The sequence below is a fragment of the Chryseobacterium glaciei genome (assembly GCF_001648155.1).
In the GTDB taxonomy this organism is placed as follows: Bacteria; Bacteroidota; Bacteroidia; order Flavobacteriales; family Weeksellaceae; genus Chryseobacterium; species Chryseobacterium glaciei.
In genome coordinates this window covers 4684083-4708860 of sequence record NZ_CP015199.1, presented here as the reverse complement: position 1 = coordinate 4708860, position 24778 = coordinate 4684083, and the positions used below count along the sequence as shown (strand labels likewise).

The 24778-nt window shown below is 31.9% G+C and carries 21 protein-coding genes; 15 read left to right on the top strand and 6 right to left on the bottom strand.

Annotated features, from left to right (window positions below; all coding sequences use genetic code 11):
* Positions 1-38 precede the first annotated feature (38 nt).
* From A0O34_RS21325 to A0O34_RS21290, 10 genes are all read left to right on the top strand, one after another.
* A complete protein-coding gene (locus A0O34_RS21325) occupies positions 39-1790 on the top strand; it encodes a hypothetical protein (protein ID WP_066759161.1) in 1752 nt (583 codons plus the stop codon).
* A 21-nt stretch (positions 1791-1811) separates the two neighbouring features.
* Positions 1812-5858 (top strand): hypothetical protein, encoded by a 4047-nt coding sequence (locus A0O34_RS21320; protein ID WP_066759159.1) that lies wholly within the window; start codon positions 1812-1814, stop codon positions 5856-5858.
* 839 nt (positions 5859-6697) lie between these two features.
* A complete protein-coding gene (locus tag A0O34_RS22670) occupies positions 6698-6922 on the top strand; it encodes an Arm DNA-binding domain-containing protein (protein ID WP_082891218.1) in 225 nt (74 codons plus the stop codon).
* A 197-nt stretch (positions 6923-7119) separates the two neighbouring features.
* A complete protein-coding gene (locus A0O34_RS22665; RefSeq protein ID WP_082891217.1) occupies positions 7120-7320 on the top strand; it encodes a phage integrase SAM-like domain-containing protein in 201 nt (66 codons plus the stop codon).
* Positions 7321-7405: 85 nt separating this feature from the next.
* Complete coding sequence (locus A0O34_RS22660) at positions 7406-7792, top strand: site-specific integrase (protein ID WP_250647514.1); 387 nt, start codon at positions 7406-7408, stop codon at positions 7790-7792.
* Entirely contained in the window at positions 7770-7904 is a 135-nt protein-coding gene (locus tag A0O34_RS22760; RefSeq protein ID WP_335617686.1) for a hypothetical protein, read from the top strand. The genes A0O34_RS22660 and A0O34_RS22760 overlap by 23 nt, the downstream gene beginning before the upstream one ends.
* 849 nt (positions 7905-8753) lie before the next feature.
* The gene (locus tag A0O34_RS21305) at positions 8754-9506 is read left to right on the top strand and encodes a hypothetical protein (RefSeq protein ID WP_066759155.1); all 753 of its coding nucleotides are present in this window, start codon (positions 8754-8756) and stop codon (positions 9504-9506) included.
* A gap of 20 nt (positions 9507-9526) precedes the next feature.
* On the top strand, positions 9527-10261 hold the full coding sequence (locus tag A0O34_RS21300; protein ID WP_157886091.1) for a hypothetical protein: 735 nt from the start codon (positions 9527-9529) through the stop codon (positions 10259-10261).
* A 15-nt stretch (positions 10262-10276) separates the two neighbouring features.
* Complete coding sequence (locus tag A0O34_RS21295; RefSeq protein ID WP_066759151.1) at positions 10277-11005, top strand: hypothetical protein; 729 nt, start codon at positions 10277-10279, stop codon at positions 11003-11005.
* A 1200-nt stretch (positions 11006-12205) separates the two neighbouring features.
* On the top strand, positions 12206-13276 hold the full coding sequence (locus A0O34_RS21290; RefSeq protein ID WP_066759149.1) for a hypothetical protein: 1071 nt from the start codon (positions 12206-12208) through the stop codon (positions 13274-13276).
* 337 nt (positions 13277-13613) lie between these two features.
* Here the strand turns inward: A0O34_RS21290 and A0O34_RS21285 are convergent, their stop codons facing one another.
* From A0O34_RS21285 to A0O34_RS21265, 5 genes are all read right to left on the bottom strand, one after another.
* Positions 13614-13970, bottom strand: a complete 357-nt coding sequence (locus A0O34_RS21285) for a helix-turn-helix domain-containing protein (protein WP_228394330.1) — start codon at positions 13968-13970, stop codon at positions 13614-13616.
* Positions 13946-14383, bottom strand: a complete 438-nt coding sequence (locus A0O34_RS21280) for a transposase (protein WP_066759147.1) — start codon at positions 14381-14383, stop codon at positions 13946-13948. The genes A0O34_RS21285 and A0O34_RS21280 overlap by 25 nt, the downstream gene beginning before the upstream one ends.
* 206 nt (positions 14384-14589) lie before the next feature.
* Positions 14590-15648 (bottom strand): hypothetical protein, encoded by a 1059-nt coding sequence (locus tag A0O34_RS21275; RefSeq protein ID WP_066759146.1) that lies wholly within the window; start codon positions 15646-15648, stop codon positions 14590-14592.
* Between the two features lie 11 nt (positions 15649-15659).
* Complete coding sequence (locus A0O34_RS21270; RefSeq protein WP_066759145.1) at positions 15660-16706, bottom strand: hypothetical protein; 1047 nt, start codon at positions 16704-16706, stop codon at positions 15660-15662.
* A gap of 9 nt (positions 16707-16715) precedes the next feature.
* Positions 16716-17771 carry a hypothetical protein gene (locus A0O34_RS21265; RefSeq protein WP_066759143.1) on the bottom strand — a complete coding sequence of 352 codons (1056 nt, stop codon included), beginning with the start codon at positions 17769-17771 and terminating at the stop codon, positions 16716-16718.
* Positions 17772-18154: 383 nt separating this feature from the next.
* Here A0O34_RS21265 and A0O34_RS21260 point away from each other — a divergent pair, with 383 nt between their 5' ends.
* Genes A0O34_RS21260 through A0O34_RS21250 form a run of 3 tightly spaced genes read left to right on the top strand, consistent with a single transcriptional unit; the run spans position 18155 to position 21670 of the window.
* Complete coding sequence (locus tag A0O34_RS21260; protein WP_157886090.1) at positions 18155-19000, top strand: two-component regulator propeller domain-containing protein; 846 nt, start codon at positions 18155-18157, stop codon at positions 18998-19000.
* Complete coding sequence (locus tag A0O34_RS21255; protein ID WP_066759139.1) at positions 18997-21054, top strand: ATP-binding protein; 2058 nt, start codon at positions 18997-18999, stop codon at positions 21052-21054. Before A0O34_RS21260 ends, A0O34_RS21255 begins: the two co-directional genes overlap by 4 nt.
* 4 nt (positions 21055-21058) lie before the next feature.
* Positions 21059-21670: a response regulator transcription factor gene (locus A0O34_RS21250; RefSeq protein WP_066759137.1), complete on the top strand. Its 612-nt coding sequence runs from the start codon at positions 21059-21061 to the stop codon at positions 21668-21670.
* A gap of 249 nt (positions 21671-21919) precedes the next feature.
* On the opposite strand, the gene A0O34_RS21245 is transcribed toward A0O34_RS21250, so the two are convergent.
* A complete protein-coding gene (locus A0O34_RS21245) occupies positions 21920-23011 on the bottom strand; it encodes a tail fiber domain-containing protein (protein ID WP_066759133.1) in 1092 nt (363 codons plus the stop codon).
* 807 nt (positions 23012-23818) lie between these two features.
* On the opposite strand from A0O34_RS21245, the gene A0O34_RS21240 reads away from it, so the two are divergent.
* Positions 23819-24154 carry a hypothetical protein gene (locus A0O34_RS21240; protein WP_066759127.1) on the top strand — a complete coding sequence of 112 codons (336 nt, stop codon included), beginning with the start codon at positions 23819-23821 and terminating at the stop codon, positions 24152-24154.
* Positions 24155-24340: 186 nt separating this feature from the next.
* Positions 24341-24724 carry a T9SS type A sorting domain-containing protein gene (locus tag A0O34_RS21235; RefSeq protein WP_066759125.1) on the top strand — a complete coding sequence of 128 codons (384 nt, stop codon included), beginning with the start codon at positions 24341-24343 and terminating at the stop codon, positions 24722-24724.
* Positions 24725-24778 lie beyond the last annotated feature (54 nt).

Here is a 24778-nt window from a genome sequence, read left to right as displayed (position 1 = left end):
CGATTAAAATCATTAATCAATATCATTCAAAAAGAATCATGAAACTGACAGGAAAAATAGTAATAACATTTAATGACATCTTTCCTGATGAGGAACCAAAATCAATAAATGAATATCTTGATGGTATTGATAAAGATCTCTTATTAAAGTTTGGCACTTTTCTTCTAGGATTCTCACAAAATTCTAAATACGAAAATCCTTTAGAGTTTTTAAAGATGTACTTTTCTCAAGAAAATCAGGAGTTTTTCAATAAAGTACTTTCAGGTTTAGATCAATTTATAAAACAAACGAAATGGGAAATAGAAAGTTATTCTTTTCCTTATGTGGCAAGTAGCTTGTCTTTCTTTGAAAATGCTTTCGATAAAGAGTATGAAATAACTAAAAATTATACAAATCAGGAAATTGAGATACGTGTTTTTAAAGCTTATTTGTTGTTCAATAAATTCAATACTACTGACAGAACACTTATTTTAAATGATAGCTTAAAATATTTGAAAGGAGATCGTTCTAAATATGCAACAGCTTATTGCATAGGATTATTCTTAAACAATTCGGATTTAGTAAATTATGATATCAAAAAAGTTTTTACAACTCAGGTACTTAGAGCAATATCATTTTTCGAATTCTTAGAATCAAGAAATGACACTAGAGAATTACTAAAAGAATTTTACAAAGAATATGATATTTCCAACTATCAGGAATACATAAAAAGATTATTACCCATACAGATTGCTGTGCTGAAAAAAGAAAAAGAGTCTCATATCGATATCGATATCACTCAAAATGACGGTAAAGAATCAAGCATCTCTTTTCTTAATAAATTTTCAATTAAAGAATCTGAATTACTTAAAGATTTTGATTTCAAAAATATACGATCATCTCCAATGTACAGGTTTGATGAAAAAACTTTTAGATTAATCTTTCCATTGTTTGTACTTGAGTTAATTGGTAATGGTTTGTATTTTAAATTTAAACATATCAATGACAGACTTGCTAAGGAGAAAAAAGCAAAAGATTTATATGGATTAAAAACCTATGATTTTTCTGAGAAATATATTCTGCATAAAATTTTAAAAGAATATTTTGGTAACAGATATTTTCAAAAAAATGGAGATGAACTGGATGCACAATATGATGGTGCACCTGATTATTATGTTCGAAATGGAAAGAAAATATTTTTATTTGAATCCAAGGACATTTTAATAAATGCTATCGCTAAACAATCATCTGATTTTAGTAAAATAGAGAAAGAGATGTCTATTAAACTATACAAAAATGAAGAAGGTAAACCAAAAGCCGTCTTACAGATTATTAATAATATACGAAAAATACTTTCTAAAAAACTAGAGTTTGATTCTAATTATAATACTAAAAATTTAATTGTATATCCTATATTGGTTTTACACTATAGAATATTCGATACCGCAGGACTAAATAAGTGGGTTAATTTTTGGTTTCAGGAAGAATTAAATAAATTGGGAAAAGAAGGATTCTATACTTCCAATATAAAACCTTTAACCCTTATTGATATAGATACATTGATATTTCATAAAGAAGTTTTTGCTTCTCGTAAATTATCATTAGAAGAAGTATTGAATGAATATGGTAATGATTATATCAACTTCACTGCTAAGGGTAAAAAATACAGGAGCGAAGAAGATGTTATACAAGCTTCAAAAAATTCATTTATACCTTTCGGACATTATCTTGACAACAAAATTGATTTGAAAAAATTAAGAGAAGTTCCAAAAGAATTTATGGAAAAAACCTATGGTCTGTTGAATAAATAGAAATTTTTAATAGTTAGAAGAATGTATTATAAAAACAAGGAAAAAATTGAAGCGATTCAGAATATAATAAAACCCTTTGAAATAGATAGAAATCATAACAAAAATGATAAAGCTCTACAGGCAGATATATATTGGAATGCTTCAATCTTTTTTGCTAAAATCTTAATTAAAGCAGTAATCCAAAAAAATTATTGCTCAAAAGAGGATGTTGAAAAATTCTCTAAAAAATATAATACTGAAAACAATACCTCTATTGATATAGATTCATTATTTAAGAAATTTTGGCTTCGTGAAATATTAGGAATAATACATATTCCCGATGCTGTTAGAAAAGTAATTTATGATTTTGAAAAAAATCAATCCTATAAAGAGGAATTGCGCTTTGTTAGAGAAGTATATAAAACTTACCAAACAAAGACAACAAATAAAACAGAATATCAAAAATTTATAGCACAATACAAAATAAAGAACAATGTCAATTTAGATAAAGAATGGCTTAGTACCAATTGGATAAAAACAAGTAAAAAGTCAAAAGATGATATAGATGTTGGAAATATTATTTACTATTCAGTTTTATTGGATAATTGGGATGAGTTTGAATTTCTTTACAAATTGAAAAAAAACAAACTGGAATATAACAGTAAAGGTTTAGAATTATCAAAGAAAAATTTTAATGCTATACACACTGCACATCAATTATATTTTATAAAAGCTCCTAGTATTGATGATTTAAAAGAACAGAGAATTATTAAGGAGATTGATAACAAATATTATATTAATTTCTATGATTGTGAAATATCATATTGGGGCACTCTATCTGATACGATAGGTGGATTTGTTTGGGAGGATTTAATAAGTGATGATAAAATTCCTGATGACAAAGAGAGAGTCATAATATTTGTGAGAAAGATGCTTTATTGGGAAAATAGTTGGTCAGATTTTTACAAACATATTACCAAAGAATCTAAAAATCGGTTTATAAAATCAGCATTAGAATTAATTCTTGAAGAACAAGATATTGTCGGAGTAGAAAACGAGTTCTTTAAATGTTTTATAGATGAAAGTGTTGGCTCTAGGTATGCTTTTCAAGGAGGTATAGACCTAGTTGAAGAAGCTCTGAAACCGTCAACTAATTATTACGAATTATATGAACATATGCGTTTTCTTTCAAAAAAACATCAGGGAAATTTATTCTATATTCAGGAGGTTCGTAATGATTTAGCATTTTTAATTAAAACAATTGTTTGTTGTGATAACCCTTTTTCTAAAACAAAAGGTAGTGATTCGGAAAAAATTGAACATTATCCTTTAATAAAATCTCTTTTAGAAAACAGCTTAAGTAAGCCTTATTTATTATGGGAAACCTGCCACTTTTTAATTCAGGATAAACCTACTATAATTCCATATTTAATGGAAGTGCCGTACTTTTCCACTTTGGCTTTTAGTCTAGTTGACAAATTAAAAATAGAAAGTTCAATAGCAGAAATTAATAGAAGTATAAAATTTAAACTAATTGAAGATAGTATAAAATTAAGCTTAGATTCTATACTTTCAAGTCAAAAACATACAAATAAAGAAATTGCACTTTTAATATTTCAATTTTACAAAGAAATAAACAAGGATAAATACCAATCATTATCAAATGTTAGGAGAGAAGAAGATGTATATGAAATTAGAGAATATCAAAAGAAAAAAGAACAACTACTAATTTCAATTATTGAAGATTGTCGTGTCAATGGATTTGATACATATAATTCTTCATCTGAATTTTTGTTACCAAAAATAATCTCTGAACTCATCGAAATATTCAAAAACTATGAAGAACCCATTCTATATTTAAATGGTACTATTCAATTTCCAATTTTAGTATTAGATGGTCTAAGTTGGCTTTCTAAATGTAGCATTTACAGTAAATATGAAAAACAAATTCAGGATATTGAAGATATTCGAGAAATATTATCTGACTCTTTCAAAGAAATTTACCTAGATAAAATTGAACAAAAGTCTGTTCAGAAAAAGGATTTTCAATCAAATAATATTATAGAAAGCTTACCTAGCTGGGCTGAAAGAAATGAAAGGTTAAATCTTATAGACTGGGTTTACCCAGTAGCTTTATTAAGTGATTCAGAAAAGCTAAAAGAATTCCTATCCCCTAGAATTAACTTAAAAAAGGCTGAGCACGAATATGATGAAGAAAATAGGTTTAATGCGAGTAAAATTCGTACTCATTTGTTTGTATTACTTACAGTTCTAAAAAAAATAACTACTAATAAAGCAGAATATTTTCTAATATATGATAAGCTAAAAGATGTCAAAATAAGTATTGAGCAAAATATACTTGATTTACTAAAGCAATATGCAGTAGTTGGTAAACCTTCAAAAATAGATATTCTAAGCTCATCATTTGAGCAGAAAGTGTTTAGAGCTTCAAAAGAAGAAGAATTATTACCTCAAGTGGCACAAGCAATTAATTGGTTTGGTGATAAAAATAAGGTAATCACTATCTTAATAGATACAAGTGATTTATTACGCTTATTAATAATTCTAGATTGGGTTACCTCAGAAGGAATTAAAAAAGAAATAATTGAAAGAATTAAAAAAGCCAAACTTATTGATTTTTTCAAATCTCAAAGTTGGATACCGGAAATTGAATTGACATTATCAAAATTGTCTCATTATAAAGAATTGATTGTACAGACAGAAGAAGCATTAGATTATTGGGAAAAAAATATCACTTCTAAACGCAATGAAATAGAATACAAACAGGCTTCATTTGTTGTACGTTTAATGTTAGCATACAATCAAAAAGATATACAGCAAATCAATAATTTGGAAGAACCTGGAAAGAACGCATTTGAAGTCAGAGGTTTTAAACCTTATGATTATAAACAGTTTTTTATTGGATTAATTCATTTTGAAGATAAACCGAAAGAAGCTTATAAAATATTTGATAGGCTTTATAATCAATTCAAAGAAAGCTCTTCTGTATGTATTAATCGGTTTGCGGCAAAAATTAATTGGGCAACAAAAAATGATGATATTATTATTAAAAATAAATTACTAAATGAATCTTTAGAAGAATGGGAAGATGCAGGAAAGAATCTTTCTGAACAATCAATAGAGTCCATAATAGACAAAGTGTGGGTGAACAAATTGACTGTTTATTATCACTTAAAAAACGTTACTGAATTTGAGCAACTATTTTTAAGTTTGCCAGATCCTTATCAAATGATGGAAGAAGTTGCTAAAATGAGAATAGAGTTGTTTTTGGAACATATAAAGCAACAGGAAGCTATTTATTATTTAAACAAGGTTAAAGAATATCATAAATTCTCTGATGGTAGTAATCTTGATTTTATAAATGAGTTATCTTCCTTAGTTGATGATAAAAGTAATATTGAACTTTTAAAAGCAAGTTATAATGAAATCTTCTCCAAAAAACCGCAAACGCTAATTAAAATTTTTCCAGAAAAATTAAATGGACAGATTGATATAGGAAATTTTATTGCCAAGGAGTTTGCAATAGCTACAAACAAAGCTTTAGATAAAATATTATCAATTGATGAGATTAAGAATGAAGATAAATATAATGATTTAGTACAAATTTGTTTAGAGTCCAGATTTAGTGTGTTTGGCTGGATTGTCAAAGACCAAACACGAGGAGCATTTTCAGGAAGAGGATTACATCCGGGAGAAAGAGATATTTTAATTCAGAACAGTAATAGTGAAACAATATTAGTATGTGAAGCATTTATATATCGAGATGTAAGAACTACACAGTCACATCTTAAGAAAATATTTAATTACCATCATCAAAAAGAGAATCTTTTAGTACTTATTTATGATTTAGGATTATCATCTAATTTTGAAAATAAATGGAAAAAGTATTTGAAAGAGACATTACCAAAATTAAATTATCCAACAGATTTTGAAATTGATTCCTCCAAAACCAAAGATTTAACTGACAATTTGAATTATAAAGCATCTGCAATTAAAATCGCAATGACATTTCACGGAAAAAGTACAACTATCCATCATTTGATGATTAATTTGAAATATAAAATATAATCAATTTAAGAAAACTTTTATATTGGTTTCTAAGAGTAATGTACCTAACCATTTATATTGTAATGGCAGTGTAAAAATTCTTGAAAGTAAGCCTAATGAATAAGTTTTGAACCTTTTTTTATAGAATTCAAATAAATAGTTACAAAAAAATATAAAAAAGAAACCAAAGATACTTCGCTACCTAGTCCATCTCCTAAATTCTGTCAAGGTCAAGCCCTACGGATTTTCAGAAAAAGTTTTTGCGTACAAAATATAAGCAAAAACTTTTTCCAAAAAACCTTGACAGAATTTTACGCTCTTTTATAAGAAGGCTTTCTTTTTTTTCAGTTTTTTCTTTTAGAAATATTTCATCTGAAAAATATCCCAAGAGTAAAAAGAATATTAAATTCCAATTATCAAATCAAAAAAACGTGTTCAAAATTTAGCAATCTTTACTTGCAAATTCCAACGAAAATTTCTACTTTTACTACGTAAAATTTTTATAATGGATTTTACCGCTTTTTGCAAATGCCCTATTTAAGGCCTTTCACAAGATGCTACAGCGAAACGCTTATCAATAAAAGGAGGAGAAGAAGTTACAAAATCCCTCTCTCTCCGCAAGTTGAAGAAACAAATAAAATCAAAAGTCTTTAAATCATAGTGTTTAAAGGCTTTTTTGTTATTTTGAGTTATCAAAATATATCAAACAAAATCAAATTAAAAAGTGAGTAATTCGGTGAGTACTTGAAAGTATAATTTCCTACTCACTGAATAACAGCTAAACCTCCTATTCATCCATCGAACATCTTGTAGGTTTTAAGATTCACAAATACATTTATTAATCTTTAAAATCTAAAGTTATGGAAACTTACAGTGTGCTTTTTTATGCAAAAAAAGTCAAAAACAATTCTACAATTTCTACCATTTATTTACGGATTACTATTTCTGGTAAAAGAACAGAAATATCGACAGGGCAGATCATTAAAACATCACAATGGAGTATAAAGTCAGGAAAAATAACAGGTAATACTCCTAGTGTAAAACAATTAAATGGGAGTAAGGGCAAAATTATTCGAATGCTATAATAATTTGTTCAATGAAGGCAAAGAAATAACCTGTGAAAACCTTCGTAATAGATATTTAGAAATTGAGGAAAGAAAATTTACGCTAATTGGGGGGTTTAAAGATCATAATTCAAAAATGAAGGAACTTATAGGAAAAGAATTTTCTAAGGGGAACCTAGGAAAGAAATGAAACTTCTTTACGGCATACTCAGGCATTTATGAAGTGGAAATTTAATATCAGCGATATTGATGTTCGTCATATTAATCCGGGATTTGTTGCTGACTATGAATTTTATTTGCGAACCGTAAGAGACTGTTCAAATAATTCTGCGGTAAAATACATCAAGAATTTCCAAAAGATAATTAATATCTGTCTTAACAATGATTGGATGAACAAGGAATCCTTTTGCAAACTATAAATATAAAATACAAACTGTAGATGTCAGATTCTTAACCGATTTAGAATTAAAAAGAATTCAGAGTGAGAAATTCATCTCGGAATGATTGAGAATTGTTCGTGATATTTTTGTGTTCTGCTGTTTTACTGGTCTTGCTTATATCGATGTTAAGAATCTTACAAAGCATAAAGTAACAAAGGGAATCGACGGAGGATTATGGATAAAAATCAAGAGAACCAAAACCAAGGTTGAAGCAAGTATTCCGATACTGAAGGATGCTCAGGAAATTCTGAACCAATACGAAAATCACCCAAAATGTGTAAATGAAACTACTGTCTTACCGGTATTCAGCAATCAAAAAATGAATGAGTATCTAAAGGAAATTAGGGCATTATGTGAAATTGATTTCGATATAACTTTTCATACCGCAAGACATACATTTGCAACTACAGTTACTCTTAACATTGGGGATGCCGTTAGAAACTGTCGGTAAGATGCTTGGGCATACCAATATTAGAATGACCCAGCATTATGCCAAAATACAAGATAAAAAAATTAGAGAAGATATATCTATCCTTAAAAAAGTATTACTGGAAAGGGGGTAAAGTTGGGTGATAATTAGATGTTTTCTCAAATGTAAATCCCTAAGGAAGATCTTTTTTTATTTTTTAAGTTAGGAACTCTGGAAGCATTTTCAATCTAGATCTCATTAATCTTTATTTTACACTGATTATTTTTTTGTTAAGAGCCTGTTTAAATTTAGTTTTCTGTATAGTATATTTAAACTCTCTAAAAATGTATATTTGGTTTTTATGGCTGATTTTATACTTGATTTATTAGAATTTGTCAAGTATGAAAATTGTTGATAATCACACATATGAAAAAAAAATGAATAAAATTTAAACAGGCTCTAAATAAGGAGCAGAATGTATTTGATTCAGGTTGGCTAAAATATAATCCGTGCGATTAGATTTGTTGCTTTAGACCTGTTAAAGGAAAGGTTATAGTAATTTAAGCAATTTTACAAAAGTTCCAAAAGAACAATATTCAATACATCATAATTTAACAATGCCCATTTTAGAAACCGAAAATGAAATGCATTAAAGTGCATAGTTCTAACTATTCCTGAGGCTAATAAATTATTTTATTACGATTTGCTCTCCCATGCTGTAGAATTAATTCTACAGCATGGGAGAGCAAATCGCACGTGTTATCGTTCAGCATGCGACGTAAATCAAATATCTTTGATGCGATAATTATTTTCGAATTTTCTCAATGCCTATTAGGCTTATAATACTTTTTTTTAACCGAAATTTTTATCCTTTTATGATTAAGAGCTTCTTCTGTTAGGGAGGTTAATCTGGTATTTTTTAATTAAAGGAAATACTCGTACAAATTTAGCAGATAGAGTATTAAATAGTTAATTAAAAAAACATTAGTTGAACCCATGAATTATGAGAAAAATTAAACTACATTTTTATGCTGTTGTATTTATAGCAGGAATTAAGGTGCATGGTCAGGTCGGAGTAGGTACAGCTTCTCCCTATCCATCAGCAGTTTTGGATTTAAACTCTTCAAAAAAAGGGCTGCTGTTACCTAGGATAGCTTTAACGTCAACAGCAGATATTACAACAGTTTCCAATCCTGCAAAAGGGCTGCTTGTGTATGCTACCCAAAATGCAGGAACGGGTATTACAGCAATACAAAAAGACACCCTGTATAAGTTTGATGGTACAAACTGGAAAGCATTTACTACCAGGGAAAAATTTATAGCAAATGAATTGCCTAAAATTGTTGCGGTAGGAAGAAAGACAACAACAGAGCCTTGTACAGCTGCTACAACTAATGGATTATTTAACCTAAATGTTAGAAGCAGTACTTCAATAACTGCAACAGGTGCTTTCACAGCTCCGCAGGCCGGCTATTATATGTTTTCGGTTAGGATAATCCAATTAATGGCTCCTAGCCCCAGTCAGCCTTTTAATGCAAGCCCCTATATACAGGCTCAAAACTTAGCGACCTATTCTTATTTGTATAGAGGGTCGGGACCTTCGGCTCAACCCGCATCTGTATTGGGAGTCATCTATTTGGCATCAGGAGCGTCTACCCAAGGTTTTCGATGGTTTCTAGGAAATAACACTTGTACGACTGATAGCCGGATTCAGGGACAAGAGGTGACTTGGGAATATTTAGGGAATCCTTTATAACTTAATTTAATAATAAAAAAATGAGAAAAGTATATTTTTTAATGCTATGTTTTTTTCTTTCTAGCGGGAGATTGATGAGCCAGATAGGTATAGGCACAGCAGTTCCTGCACAATCATCGATCATGGAAATGTCTTCCACGAAAAAAGGTTTTCTAATTACCAGAGTACCATTGATATCAAGAACAGATATAATTACGGTTGCCAATCCTTCTACGGGTATGCTAGCTTTGGCATCACAAAACTCCGGTACAGGTGAAAATGCAGTATATGAAGGGCGCTTGTATAAATTTAACGGTACCAGTTGGGATGAAATGGTTGAAGAAGGTGAAATAGCCTCAGGAAGTTTATATCCTGAATTGGTAGCTGTAGGCAATAAAACTACTACTACGACTACCTGTACAAATGCGGTTATGGGCAATTTCCAGCTTACAAGTCTTAAGAATATTAAAGCTACGATTAATGCTACCGGTGCTATTATAGCTCATAAGACGGGGTATTATATCTGGAGTGTAAGTCTTAAACAGCTTATGCTACAATCAGCTTACAGTCCTTTTCTACTCCCGGGAATGCTCAATTATGCATTTAGAGATGGTACAGCAACGGTAAGGGCTTGGCAGACCACGGTGTTTACAGGATCAGTGTATTTACAGCTAGGGCAAACATCTGAACCGTTTCAATGGAATTTAGGAGGAACATGTGTAGCAGCTGACCGTATAGGAGAACAGCAAGTCGTTTGGCAATATATAGGAGAATAGATAATATAGATTACAATGAAAAAAAAGATATTTTGTTTAGTACTAGGTTTTATAACAATAATTACCATTAAAAGTCAAATAGGAATAGGAACAGCTACTCCTCAACCTTCTTCGATCTTGGAATTATCTTCACTAGATAAGGCATTGATACTGCCTAGGGTTTCTTTGATATCTACGACAGATATTACAACGGTCCCCAATCCGGTTAAGGGGTTATTGGTATACAATCTTTCAGACTCAGGTACCGGAACCAGCATGGTATACAAGGATTTAATTTATTTATATGATGGTACATTATGGCAGGCATTAATGGATTATAAATTGGCGACTAATACGATCAATATGCCTGTACTATTTGCAAAAGGCAGGAAGACAACTACGAATACAATTTGTACAGGATTGTCAGGTGCAAATTTTAACCTTGATACTATAGATAACTTGAACACAAACGGAAGTATTACAGCAGACCGTACTGGATTCTATAAATTTACAGCACGTATCGTTCAGTATTTTCAAGTGGAATTTATCCCACTCTTGAGTACACCTTCCGGTACATTTAGTTATAATTTTAGAGGAGCCGCGGGATATCAGGATAGAAAAGTAACGACTTCCGGGGTGGTCTATTTAACGTCCGGGCAAACAAGTTCTGCCTTTTTTTGGGGATTAGGAGGGTTCAATGTATGCGATGCTACCCACAGAATTAGAGAGCAGGAAGTTATCTGGACCTATCTGGGAGATTTATAATATCCATTATACATCTAAGTTTTTTATAAAATTACTTGATTAATAATTCTAACTACCATATTAATTACAATAAAATAGTTAAATAAACCAACTGCATCAAATCAGTTATAAAAGTGTTCGAGAATGATCCTGTCATAATAGAGCGCCATGTGAAGCCAAACACTACCATATGGTGTTATTTTATTTATAAGTAATTGTTTATCAGTAGTATATGTTGCGATTACCTCATTTTTTCTGCTTGAAAATTACGTATTTAATTTAAATTCAATATGTTAAATAGGTTATCTATCATTTTGGCGTAAATGCTTCCTATTTTTAGGGCAACTCAACAGAATTTCGAACATAATACAATTAATGTATTGGAAATGAATGTATTACTAATATTTTTTGATATGTGTATTCAAACTCTAAAAAAATAACTTGTTTTAGAAATTTAATTGGACTTTGTACACAGTTAATTTTATTCAATTACGATGCTATTGATCCCATTCTATAATGCCTTTTCTTCTCCAATAATGGCCTGATCAGAGTGTTGTAATTTATTAAAAGGTCATTCTCCCAATTTTATGGTAGTAGCTAGGCCTCAGGAATATCTAGCAATCGAAAAAATCATGTTTAAGTCAAATAATTCATTTTCGACTATTTTTACTTTTCGATAATTTTCCCCGCTAGGCAAAGTCTCGTGACTTTGCGCCCACTTAAAACATCAATTACTCTCATCCTTTGCCCATTTTGGAAATTTTATAACAAGGTCTAATCTTTTTTTTGGCTTCGTCGAAATAACATTCATCGACCAAAAGGAGACAATATTCGATTTGTGGTTAAAAAAATACAATGCACTAATTGATGCTGTATCGATATAGTTCTACATCTTGTAAGAGAAAATCGTACAGGTTAAATTTCAGTAGGTTACGTAAACTCAATACATTTGTTAATAGTTATTATTATCGGATTCCCTACGATACTAATAATTGAGGACGCTTCTAAAGGCACAAAATTTTGACTTTCTTTTTGACTATGGCTCTTCTTCTTAACAGAAGAAGAGAACTTAGTCACAGCTTCAGATACAGTTGAAGGGTTGAAAAATCAAAAGATTACTTTAGATGGGAAGGCGATTATGACGATTAAACTAATATTCAAAAAACAACAACAAAAAATATTTTACTAAAAACAACGATTTCGAAAAAAAAACAAAGATTTATGAAAAAAAATGTTTCGACACTGATGCTAATAGCTTCAGGCTTTCTATCATTTGTCAACGCTCAGGTTGGCATAAGTAATTCAAACCCGCAAGGTACATTTCACGTTGATGGAGCCAAGGATAATCCGGCTACAGGGATACCGTCTGTTATCCAGCAGGCTAACGATATGGTTGTGACAAACACTGGAGATATGGGAGTAGGTATTACAACTCCTTCCAATAAGTTGCATGTAGTTGCCTCGACAGCTAATCTAAACAGGTATGCTTTAATAGATGCTCCGGCAGGTAATAATAACCTTGCTATTATGGCTTTAAGAAATACCTCACCATTGGCTGCAGGGAATTTCTCACTCCTAGGTTTTACCAATAGCGGTCCGGCATCGGGAGGAGCCAACTGGGGAATAGGAAGTATACGTACAAGCACGGCTGAGGACTTTTTTATGGGAAATTCTCTTGGTGGAGGATATCTCGAACGTCTTAGGATCACCTCTGCTGGAAATGTAGGAATTGGGACTTCTTCACCGACAGAATTATTGGATGTTGCAGGTCATACGCGGGTAAGAACAATGGATATTGTGGCGGGTTCAAATGCCGTAACTCCTGTTTATGCTGATTCCAATGGTGTATTGGTAAAAGCTTCTCCTTCAGCAACCTTTGGTGCTGTTATCTCATCTGTTGCTAATAATGTAGTGAGTGGTGGTACGGCGCCATTAATTACTGGTTTAGTAGATGGTGGCGGTTATAAAGCCGTTGTGATGGTTGGTGATGCTTGTGGTGATGTAGCAATTGCAGAATATTATGTAATAAATTATTCTGCGAGTAGCTTATACTCGATCAATGGGTTAGGGGGAAGTACAGGGAGTGGTAATACTGCCAAGTCACCTACATTTAATCAGATCAGTAGATTTAGCATTACAACTACCTGGGCAGATGTAGCTGGTTGCGCTGATGGGGGAAATCCTACGGCTTTAAACTACACACTAACAATGCCATCTGCAGGAACAATAAATGTTACCAATAACGGAAATGTAATGAGAGGTTATCGTATAGCTCTTACAAGATGGTATTAATTAATACTTGCTTTAATAAATAAATCAGTCTGTTATACTGTATAACAGACTGTATTTTTTGATAAGTTGTGATACAGGTCATAAGCTTTGTAGTGATAGAATAAAACAGACCGTATAATTTTACAAGATTTTTTAAAGTGAATTACTATCCAGAAGGTTCAATATTTACTTTTCTTAAATGGGGAACTTGCAAATGATGCATGGTTTTATGGATCGAAGCTTACTATAGTCTAATTTACTGGAATTTTGGCTCGAATATTTTTTTCTCCCGGCAGCTTATTCTTTTTTTGTCTTCCTCAGATTCTGTAGTTTAAGAATGACAAAGGATATTTAATTGTTAAACCAATTTACTAATTCTATAGATTTTTTTCCACTTTGCGATAGAATTTCTACTTAATTTAAAGTGATTTGCCAATTGAGTATTGTTCAATTTATTTTTCTTCTGATAGCTCAACATATACAAAATGGTTTTTTCATCGTATGATTTATGCCGTTGATTGAATGCTGTGATCTCTTTATTTGTATTGCTAAAGATGAGTGTATTGACTTTCATGACATCTAAAACTGTAAGTTCCACCTTAGCTAAAATGGGGGCACAGTGATCCCATTTTTCAGGATATTTACGGATAATAATATCGGTGTATATTTGCTTATAATTTGGATGAATTTTCATTTTTTGTACTTGTTGATCCATTTATGTAAAGTTGCTTTTGGAATTAAATAATCATGAATTACCTGTTGCCTTGTCTTTTCTCCGTTTTCTATTAATTCTAGTATAAAATCAATGACTTCTTTTGTGTAAAAATTTTTTCTAAACTGAGGCAATACCGTTTTTTCTTTATCTATTACTTTATTAACTTCCCTGGAAGGTGGAGCGTATAATATTAAATGTTGGGAATAGATTCTGAAAAAATCATATTTTAATAATTTAGACCATCTCATGAGAATCTCTGCATCTAAGGATTTACTGATATACATTTCTTCTATTTCTTCTTCGGTAGATTTTAAAAAGCTGCAAATCCGAGTGACCTCAATTGTTGTTTCTTTTACTTTTTGATGAATTAATAAGCCGATATTTATTTTCTTAAAATTAGTTACTCTCTCCATGAATGTGCATTAAATTTTCTAATATTTGAATGTTTATGCGTTGAATATAAAAGCCTCCTATAAAATACGAATCATAATAAAATGTAAAAAAGGAGGCCACAACATTATTTTATAAAATTATTATTACAGGTAAAGTTAAATTTCTACTGTACTTTTTTATTTTAAGTCAGATTAGTCAAGTGGTTAATCTGACTTAATTTGAGGATTTATTGGCCTAAATAAACAAAATAGTTAGCGTTTAATGCTGCCGGTTGAATATTTATAGGAGTATTACTACCTCCCGAGTTAGCCGTAAAGGTATGATTGTGGGCGGTTGAACTTGAGGCGGTTGTGATGGGGCCTGCTCCTGTAAGAGTTCCTGACAGCCAATACACATAAATGGTGTTGCCGTGTATTGTCGGCTCAGAATTAGTCCTTATTCGATCGTAAGTAATCCCATGGGTGTGAGCAGCTTCCGCATCCGTTGTATAGGTCAGGTTTACATTAGGAAGATTGGCACGAAGCAATGCTGCCGTACTGCTTCCTGAGGTAACCCCTGTAGTGGAGGTTGTTCCTATAGAATAACGTCCTGTAGCATCTGGTAACAATGTGGTTATGCTTAATATGTTTGATGCATTATCTTTGGCGATCTGAGGGAGAGTAGTAACGTCTCTTCCATTTAGTAAATACCATCCATCATGATCTGTGGTTATTAATGAAGGTTTTACATCACCCACATCAAAAAATTCGGGATCATGCATCAATACTCCCTGAGCGTCGGAAATAATATTAGCAATTTTGTTCAGTGTTCGGATTCTAATATTGCCATTAATATCAAAAGCTTGTGTAGGTGAGGTAGTAAGTATACCTACGGACGAAGTAGTTGCGTCCACATACAGTAATCCGGGACCTATATTCAGATGATTTCCATTTTGGCTTAACTGCCTGTCTGATTTCAAATTTCCATTAACTGTATAAATATTCTCGTTATTACTACCATCTCCTGTAAGTGGAAACCAAGATCCTGAGCGAAAATACCAGAAACTCTTTTTATTGATCATCGATCCATTATTAGTTACCGAATAGGCTAGTTCCCATTCATCAGGGTCTTGCATGCTTTCAATCTGGGATGCTGTCTGACGAGGAATTAGGATTCCGTTATTAGAGGAAACCACATCCAGTACTGCTTGAGGGTTAGCTGTTCCTATTCCTACCAATGGTTTTTGTGCCAGTAATGGTATATATAACCCGAAAGAAAAAATAAATAGTATAATAATTTTTTTCATTGATTTAATTTTTATTGTCCTAGGTAAATAAAATAGCTATAGGCCAAATTTTGCGGTATAACACTAACGGGGGTTCCGTTTCCCCCTGAATTAACAGTTCCGGTATGAGAATGTGCACCTGCAGCGGGTAAGGTTACTATATGAGTACCTGAAGCAGTTCCTCTTCCGGACCTTACAACATAGGCATTCCCTGCAGCAACGGGATACATGCTATATCCGCCGGCGGTGGCTGTGTGACTGTGAGCGGCTGCCGTAGATGTTACCCCTGTTAGATTAATATTAGGTAGATTGGCTCTGACCAATGAAGTAGTACCCGAACCTCCAGTGATAAATGGTGCTCCCTGTCTCATTAGTCTGTTATTGGTGTCTACCAATGTTCCGCTAAGTCCAATTGTTGACGCGTTAGTTTGTGCAATAGCGGGCAGCGTACTGATAGCACGGCCATCCAATTTATACCATCCATTGTGGTCAGCTGTGCGCAGTGATTCCTTAACTGTGCCATAAGCGACTTTAGGTCCTATGGATAAAGTTCCGTCTGGTAAAGCTTTTACATTTCCACCTGTCAGGTTTCTGACACGAACATCCCCACTTACATCTGTCGTGTAGGCAGGTGTACTATTTCCTATTCCTATTCCTATTCTCTGTTCTGTAGAGTGAATAGAGAGTTTATCTGCATCAAACGACAAACTACGACCGTTCATTGTTACCGTACGGTTAGAAGTCAGTGTACCATCATTATTGTAAATATTGATGTTTGGTTGCAACCCACCTCCAAAAGGACGCCATATAGAGCCGTCATAGTACCAAAAACCTATTTTGTTAATAATATTCCCATTATTTGTGGTCACGCAAATCAATTCTCCAAGACGAGGGCTTGTGATTGTTTCTGCCTGTTGAGCGGTCATTCTAGGAATAAGTATTCCTTGTGTAGTGGAGGCAATATCTAATGTAGTATTAGGGGTAGCTGTTCCAATTCCTACATTTTGTCCGCTGACATGTACAAAGAGTATAAGATGTATTACAGATAATATTTTAATTAGATTTTTTATTGACATCATTATTTAATTTTAAATTCCTAAATAAATAAAGTAATTAAGCTGTATGTAACTTGGATTGAGCGCAATGAAAGTTCCCGTTCCTCCCGTAGGGATTGTTACAGTATGGTTATGAGCACCAGCCGCTGCTGTAGTGTATGTTTGATTTGCTAATGGCGAGCCTATCTGGGCGCCTCCTTGGATCTGCCATGAATTAGCGGTACCTGTTGCTCCCTGCGTTATATTGGTTAATCTTATTTGTGGATATCCAGGACTTATAACGGAATGATTATGAGAGAAAGTTGTTGTTGTACCATTCAGTACAAAATTTGGAAAATTAGCTTGCGAAAGAACAACACTAGGTGCTCCGCTCACTGTACCGGGAGTTCCTTGTTTAATATACCTTCCGGCGGCGTTGGGAAGATTTCCTGTAATTCCGATTCCTGTAGCTCTTGGCTGAACATTAACTGGCAATGTACTGAGTGTCCTTCCATTTAGTAAATACCATCCTTCATGATCTGTAGAAAGATAAGAATACTGAATATCCCCGTAATGATTGATCAGTCCTGTATCAAAAGACAATACACCCTCTGCTGTTGTTATCACATTTCCACCAGGGAGATTACGAATTCTCATTCCCCCATTAATGTCCAATTTTTCGGTAGGAAGTGGAGTATTAATACCAATATTGCCTGTGCTTCCGGATATAAATAGTTTATCAGGACCGATATTCAGGTTGTAATTGCTAAGACTTACAACTCTGTTACCAGAAAGAGTTCCATCAGCAATGTAAATATTTTCACCGATCGAACTAGTGGCAGTAATAGGGCTCCAGATATTTTCGGCATAATACCAAAACCCAATGAGATTAACTACACTTCCTGTATCAGATGTGCTATAAACAAGCTCTCCTTCCGCAGGTGCAGTAATTTGTTCTATTTGTGCAGCTGTCATCCTGGGAATTAAAATTCCACTCTTATCCGAGACAATATCTAGGGCTGCTCTGGGATTTTCTGTATTTATTCCAACCTGCGCTTTAAAAAAACACAATGTCAGAACTGCAAATAATGCAAAATTCTTTTTTTTCATAAGTCAGTTATTAATTTATCCTTAATGTTTTGTTAAAAATTTAAAATTTCTAAATCATATTTTTTTATTTCTCTTTAAATTTTTTAATAGTCTTGTTTGGTAATAAAGCTAAAACTACATTGTCTATCAGTTAATTGTGTGGTTTATAGTTTGTCCGGGATTGTTTTTTTATTTGCAACAAAGTTATTTGTTCTGTAATGTTTTCTTTATAATTAACCTTGCGAATTATTCTTGTTGCATGTAGAACTTATTCTATAAAATCGTATAGTATAATAGACTAATTTTGCAGAATTACTAATTACACTATGAGAATATCTTTATTGGCTATTTTTTTGTTTCTTTTTCAGCAAACATATGGGCAATATGTTTCTTCCTGGTATAATATGGATAACGGCCTTCCGCAGAATAGTGTTAAAGACATTGTTAAGGATAAATATGGATTTATATGGTTATCTACAGACAGCGGAATAGTAGGGTATGATGGTTTGAGTTTTACTACATATAATAAATTAGCAGTAACAAATTTACATTTTGGCAATTTTTATGGTGATATTCACAACGATGATATCGTTATTTATAACAATTATGAAGAGAATAAAATCCGTATAAAAAACAGATCGGTACAAGTAATAGCAAAAAAAAAAACTGATAGAACTTATATTAAAGAGAAAAATAATTTTTTAAAAAGGATAACAAAAAATATAATAGAGACAGAATATTATTCCAACACTAAATATTATATAAAAACGGCATCTGGCGAATATACTTTTTATAACAACGAGATTATATATATAGATCGAAAAAATAAACAGACAAAGATTCCTATATCCATTTCCGGTTTATATAATGTATTTCTCAATAAAGAAACTCTTTTCATTACGGATCCCACAAACCGGAAAACCTATCGTGTTTCCAAGGGGAATTTAACAATGTTTAAAGAGTCTACGCTTTTTAATGATCCTGAGACAAAAATATACTGGCAGCAGCTTACCGATCAGACTTTTATTGTTAATAATAATAAGATTTATCTCGTTCAAAATTATAAAAATGAGCTGCGTCTAAAACTTCTGATTACCTATGAAGATTTCGGAGATCAGCTTTTTAATACTATATTCTATGACGAGGATTTTAATAAATTATACTTAGGAAGTTTCACTAAAGGTTTAAATATTCTTCAATTAACCCAATTTTATACTGCCAAAAAAAAATTCCTTTTATTGATGATGTGAGTAATTCTTCCTTACCATTTAGTAAAAATACAATTATTGACCCCCGAGGCTATGAAGTAAATAAATACGGACTCGTAAAAAATCATCAATTCGGCGTTAATGATAAGCATTTTATGTTTTATGATAATTCTGACAATATTTTATACAAGAATGATAATTCTATTATCAGAAGACATAAGTCCTCCCAATATACAACCAGTGATACCATTTCTTTTCTTGGACTTAAAGGCTTTTTTAAGAGTTTAAACTTGTATGCAGTTTCCACAACGGATCTTACTCATTCCTATTTACATATATTTGAAAATGAAGAATTAAAGAAAATAAATATGTCTTTTAAATTTACGGGGTTTGTAAATTCATTTTTTAAATATAATGATGAGGAATTATTAGTCGGTTGCAGCAACGGATTGTATATAGCTAGGTTAAATAATAGAAAAATTGCCCAAGTAGCCAAAGGTATTAGTGTGAAAAATATTATCAAAACCTCAGATGGGCAGATATGGATAACTACCAATAAGGATGGTTTCTTTCTGCTCAAAGATAAGAAGCTTATCAAAATGCCTTTGGATCAAAATTCATATTTAAATTCTGCACATTACATTGTTGATGATCAATATGGATATTACTGGATCTCTTCCAATAATGGATTATTTAGAGTTTCGAAAAAACAGCTTTTGCAGTATACCACAAATAAAGGTTTGGTGTTTTATTACCGCTTTTCCAAAAGTGACGGTTTACTAACTAATGAATTTAATGGTGGTTCTATGCCTGATGCGTACTCTTTAGAGGATGGAGAGTTTGTGTTTCCTTCTATAGAAGGGTTTGTGTTTTTTGATCCAAAAAATATTAAGGCATATTACCCGCAAAGAAAAAACATTTATGTTGAAAGAGTAAGAATCAATGATTCAGATATCACCTATTTTAAAAACAATCTTGTTTTAGAAAATAATTATAAATACGCAGATGTTTTTATTGATATTCCTTACTATTCCAGTTCTGATAACTTAATAATTGAGGCCAAGATAAAGGGTGAGGATGTTGACTGGAAGCAAATTGAAATTAAAAATGAAAGGAAATACACAATAAGCAATCTTGGACCGGGAAACTATATTCTTCAACTAAGAGTACAGATTTCGCCAGAGGGAAGCTATGAATACCGATCAATATCATTTGAAATTAAACCACTCTTTTATCAGACAGATCTCTTTAAGTTATGTATAGCACTTATATTTTTATTAATAGTGACAGTTGTTATTCATACGAGAACAAAGTTTTTACGGAGAAGAAATAGGGCTCTGAAAAAAACCGTAAATAATATTAGTTTGGAACTTAAAGAAAGTGCGCAAAATCTGGAAACGGTAAAAAATGATATGCAAAAAGAATCTGAATATCAAAAAAAGTTTGTAGAAGCCATCAGTCATGATATTACCACTCCTGTAAAATTTATTGCAATGCTCTCCCAACAATTAGCAGAAGTACATGATGCCAATCTTCAGAAAGAATATTTTGACAGCATTCATCAGTCTTCAGAAGAGCTTTATAATTTTACCATGCATCTTAAAGAATATAATGATTTGCATAGAACTGAAAATATTTATGAAAAAGAAGGGTATTTAATTAATGAAGTATTCAAGATCAAAACAAAGCTATTTCATGAAATAGCAAAATCAAAAAAAAATTGTTTGGTTATTGAAGTGGAAGATGAAACATATTGTCATATTAATAAAAATATCATGACTTGTATTATTCATAATCTTATTGATAATGGTGTCAAATATACTTCTAATGGAATTATTAATCTTCTGGCCACAAATAAAGAAGAAGAAATTATGATAGAAATATCTGATACCGGCAATGGGATGTCGCAAGAGCTTATAACTTATTATAATGAATTGTACCAAATGTCAGATGAGAATGATATGATAAAATTTAAAAATTACGGATTGGGTCTTCATATGGTCATTCATCTCATAAAAAAAATTAATGCTGAAATAATATTTTGCGAAAATCACCCTAAAGGAACCTCCATTAAAATAAATATCACTAAAAACTAAACAGATGAATAAAAGAATTTTAATAGCGGACGATCATTTTGTAGTAAGAGCCGGAGCAGCAGCTGTTTTAAGATCTGTATATCCAAATCTTACAATAGATTCAGCTGAAAATTATGGACATGTAAAAGAATCTCTTCAAAACTTTCGCTATGATCTTATACTTTTAGATATTGATATGCCCGGAACAAAATATACCGAAATGATCTCTGAGCTGAAAAGCATTCAGAAAGATCTTAAGATTTTAATATTCTCTGCCTATGATCAAAACATTGCACTGCAATATATCCGTAAAGGAGCAGAGGGTTATTTAAATAAGTTGGGAACAGAAGATGATATAAAAAATTCTGTAAAAACTATTTTAGAAACCGGCTACTATTATCCACCTGAGCTTATTCCTTTCATTATAAATACCAATGAAGGAAACGGTATAAAAAAACTTACGACTCGTGAATATCAGGTTTTTGAACTTTTAGCTAAAGGAAATGGAAATTTGGAAATTTCCACCCTTTTAGGCCTACAAATAAATACCATAAGTACTTTTAAGAAGAGAATTTTTAAGAAATTAAATATCAGTAATATAGTAGAGTTAGTAGGAATTTATAAAAACATACATTAACTAACTTTTAAATGGCTTTTTGAGAGTAAATTAATGAATATTACAGGAAATGATCAAAGTATAATATATTGATATTTAATTGTATAATGACCTAGTTTGAAGGTTAGTTGATTATCAGAGAAAATATTAAACAATTACTTAAATTTTGACTTATTGCCTCATATGACCCAATGTGTACTCTGTAAATAGATTATTAAATGGGCAATTATTTGGTAGATCTAGAATGAAATATTGATTAATACTGCTTTTTTAGTTTTGCTTATTAAGCATTTCTTTTAACTGTTTTATTTCTTCGGCCATTTCCTGTACAGATTTTATTAATATTGGTATAAGTTTACTGTAATCAACCATCCAGGGATCTGTTTTTTCATTAGCACCTCCGGGAGTAACGGCTTGGGGATATGTCTTATATAATTCCTGAGCCAATACTCCTGTAGCCAATTCCTTTTTTTGATCTGCCTTATAGTTATAGTCGTAGATTCCTATCTTTTTTAATGTTGCTAATCCAAACTGTGAAGGATGTATATTTTCTTTTAATCGCATGTCGGAGGTTTCGTTATATTTCACACTGTTTGCTGTGTGAGAAATTGAGCCAATTCCCGCACCATTAATGGCAAAAACAATTAACTGACCGGTTGTAGTACCGACGGCCTTGGCTACGTGAAGTGGGGCTCCTATTCCTCCACGTTGTATGCCTACCCAGGCATCGCCACTTGCCATTGTATAAGCCTCAAAACCGTCGATATTAGAAGTTCCGTTCCAAATAGAGCCGGATTGGACTTCCGGTCCTGTTCCTGCCAATGATTTTATATTTCCTCTTACATCCAATCGAGCTTGCGGAGCTTCTGTATTAAGGCCTATAAAACCTGATTGGCCATTCTGACTTGACATTACAAAAGAATTAGGATATAAATTTCCAGCCGTATCCACTATTTGTAAACGAATATCTGTATATTGATTTCCTCTGATATATGTGTATTTATTGGTACCTCCCGCCACATCATATCCAAAATAGGCACGCCCATTCACAACAATGCTTCCTGACTTTGCTATGTTCGAACCTCCAAATGGATCAAATTGGGCTATAATCCCCTGAGCAAACGGTGCAGGGTTATCATCCGATGTGGCTTGTACATGCAAAGCATTCAAAGGAGTACTAGTTCCAATCCCTGTATTTCCTTCAATAATAGCACCATTAACGGGTGCCGTTACTCCGGTATAGGTTGAACCTACTGAAGTATTACCATTAACAGTCAGCTTATTGGCTGGTGAGGGAGTACCTATACCTACATTGCCAGATTGAGCATATACTTGGGCATTACATAAGATTACCCCATGCAAGAATAAAAAAACTTATTTTTTTCATAAATAAAATATTTCAGTTTATTAAACGTAATAAAAGTTAGAATTTTTAATAAGATTGTTGATCGTGACTCTTCTTCCGTCTAGAAGAAGAGTTAATCATGGAAATTAAAATTTGTATTTTTAGAATCATTTTAGATTATTACCGTTGGGAATAGGGTAGTAACTACTATTATTATGTAAAGATATTTGGTTTATTTAACATAATACAAAATGGATTGTAGGTTTATATCTACTATTCTGTAGAAAGAATTCTGCATTTTTAAATCAAAGTTTTGTATGAGCATAATCATTCAATCTTGTAACTCATCTTTATCATCAACTTTCTTGAAAGAAGCAGCTAACATATATAGAAAATCTAAGATAATAACTGCTTCATCTTCATTAACACGTATTCCATCATGCATTATAATTTTTTTTTAAATTGGATTTATTTGTAAAGATTTGAAATTTCCTTTTGATATACTTATTTCCGAAGGTGTAAACATGCTTGCAATGAACCTTTTACCTACGAAATCTTGGGTGCTATAGGATTGAAAAATACTAATCCCATTATCTGACCATAGATAAGGGATTAATATTGTTCCATTAATATTATATTTATGAAAAGAATAATTTTTGTTTTTTGAAGTTTTTAGTGCTTTTTCCACTAGTAATTGAAGCCCAAGTTAGTCTTCCTTTGGAAGTAGTACAACTCAATCTCAATGGGATTATTCTAACCCTTCGGTAATCGTTATTGAAAATGCCGCGGTAAATTCTCCGAACGGAGTCTTAGGTGGAAGCTTAATGTATAATTTTTATAACAGTTCAGGATTATCAACTTATAATGTCAAATCACCGGTTTTAAATAATCCTACTAATGAACCTGTGGGTGTTTCATTTCAATTTGTAGCAGCTAATCGTTATACAATGCCTGCGGCTATTCAGACAATTTTTGCAGATGATCATATTTTACTAGAATACTCAACTGACGCTGGGCAAACATATACTCTAATTCACGATTATGAAATTGGAAAAACGGGAGAATTAAATACTGGTGGAACAATTTCTTCTTTTTTACACCAACAGCAACTCAATGGGTTACCAAAAATATACTTCTACCTGCAGGAACGAATAAAGTAAATTTTAAAGGAGTGAAAAATAATATTAATCAAGCTGGAAATTTTGCTTACTTGGATCATGTTATTTTTCAAATATGTGATGGAAACACTCCCCCTCCAACGGGAGATTCGTTACAAAGTTTTTGTTCATTACAGACTTTAGCAAATCTTGTCTTTACAGGTTTGAATATAAAATGGTATAGTAGATTTGACGGGAGGAAATTTGCTTCCTAGTACAATGCCATTAGTTAATGGTACAACTTACTATGCTTCTCAAGTAGTGGGCGCCTGCGAAAGTACTACCCGTTTAGCAGTTACAGTAAATTCGTCAAGTTATCTTTCCACAAATGAAGTTCCTAATGATAAAGATTTTAATTTCTATCCCAATCCCGTAAATGATGTTTTACATATTAATTCAAAAATGAATGTTGTGAAAGTAAGAATTTATGCTGTTGATGGTCAATTAGTTCAATCTAAAGAAGAGAAGAGAATTACTCTAATAAATATGAATAAATTGATTTATGGAAATTATTTTGTAGAATTTACTTTTGAAAATGGAAAAAAGATTCAAAATAAAATTATTAAAAAGTAAGTTTCATTAAAAAAACAAGCGGATACACTAATGAAGTATTCAGTTTGAAGTTCA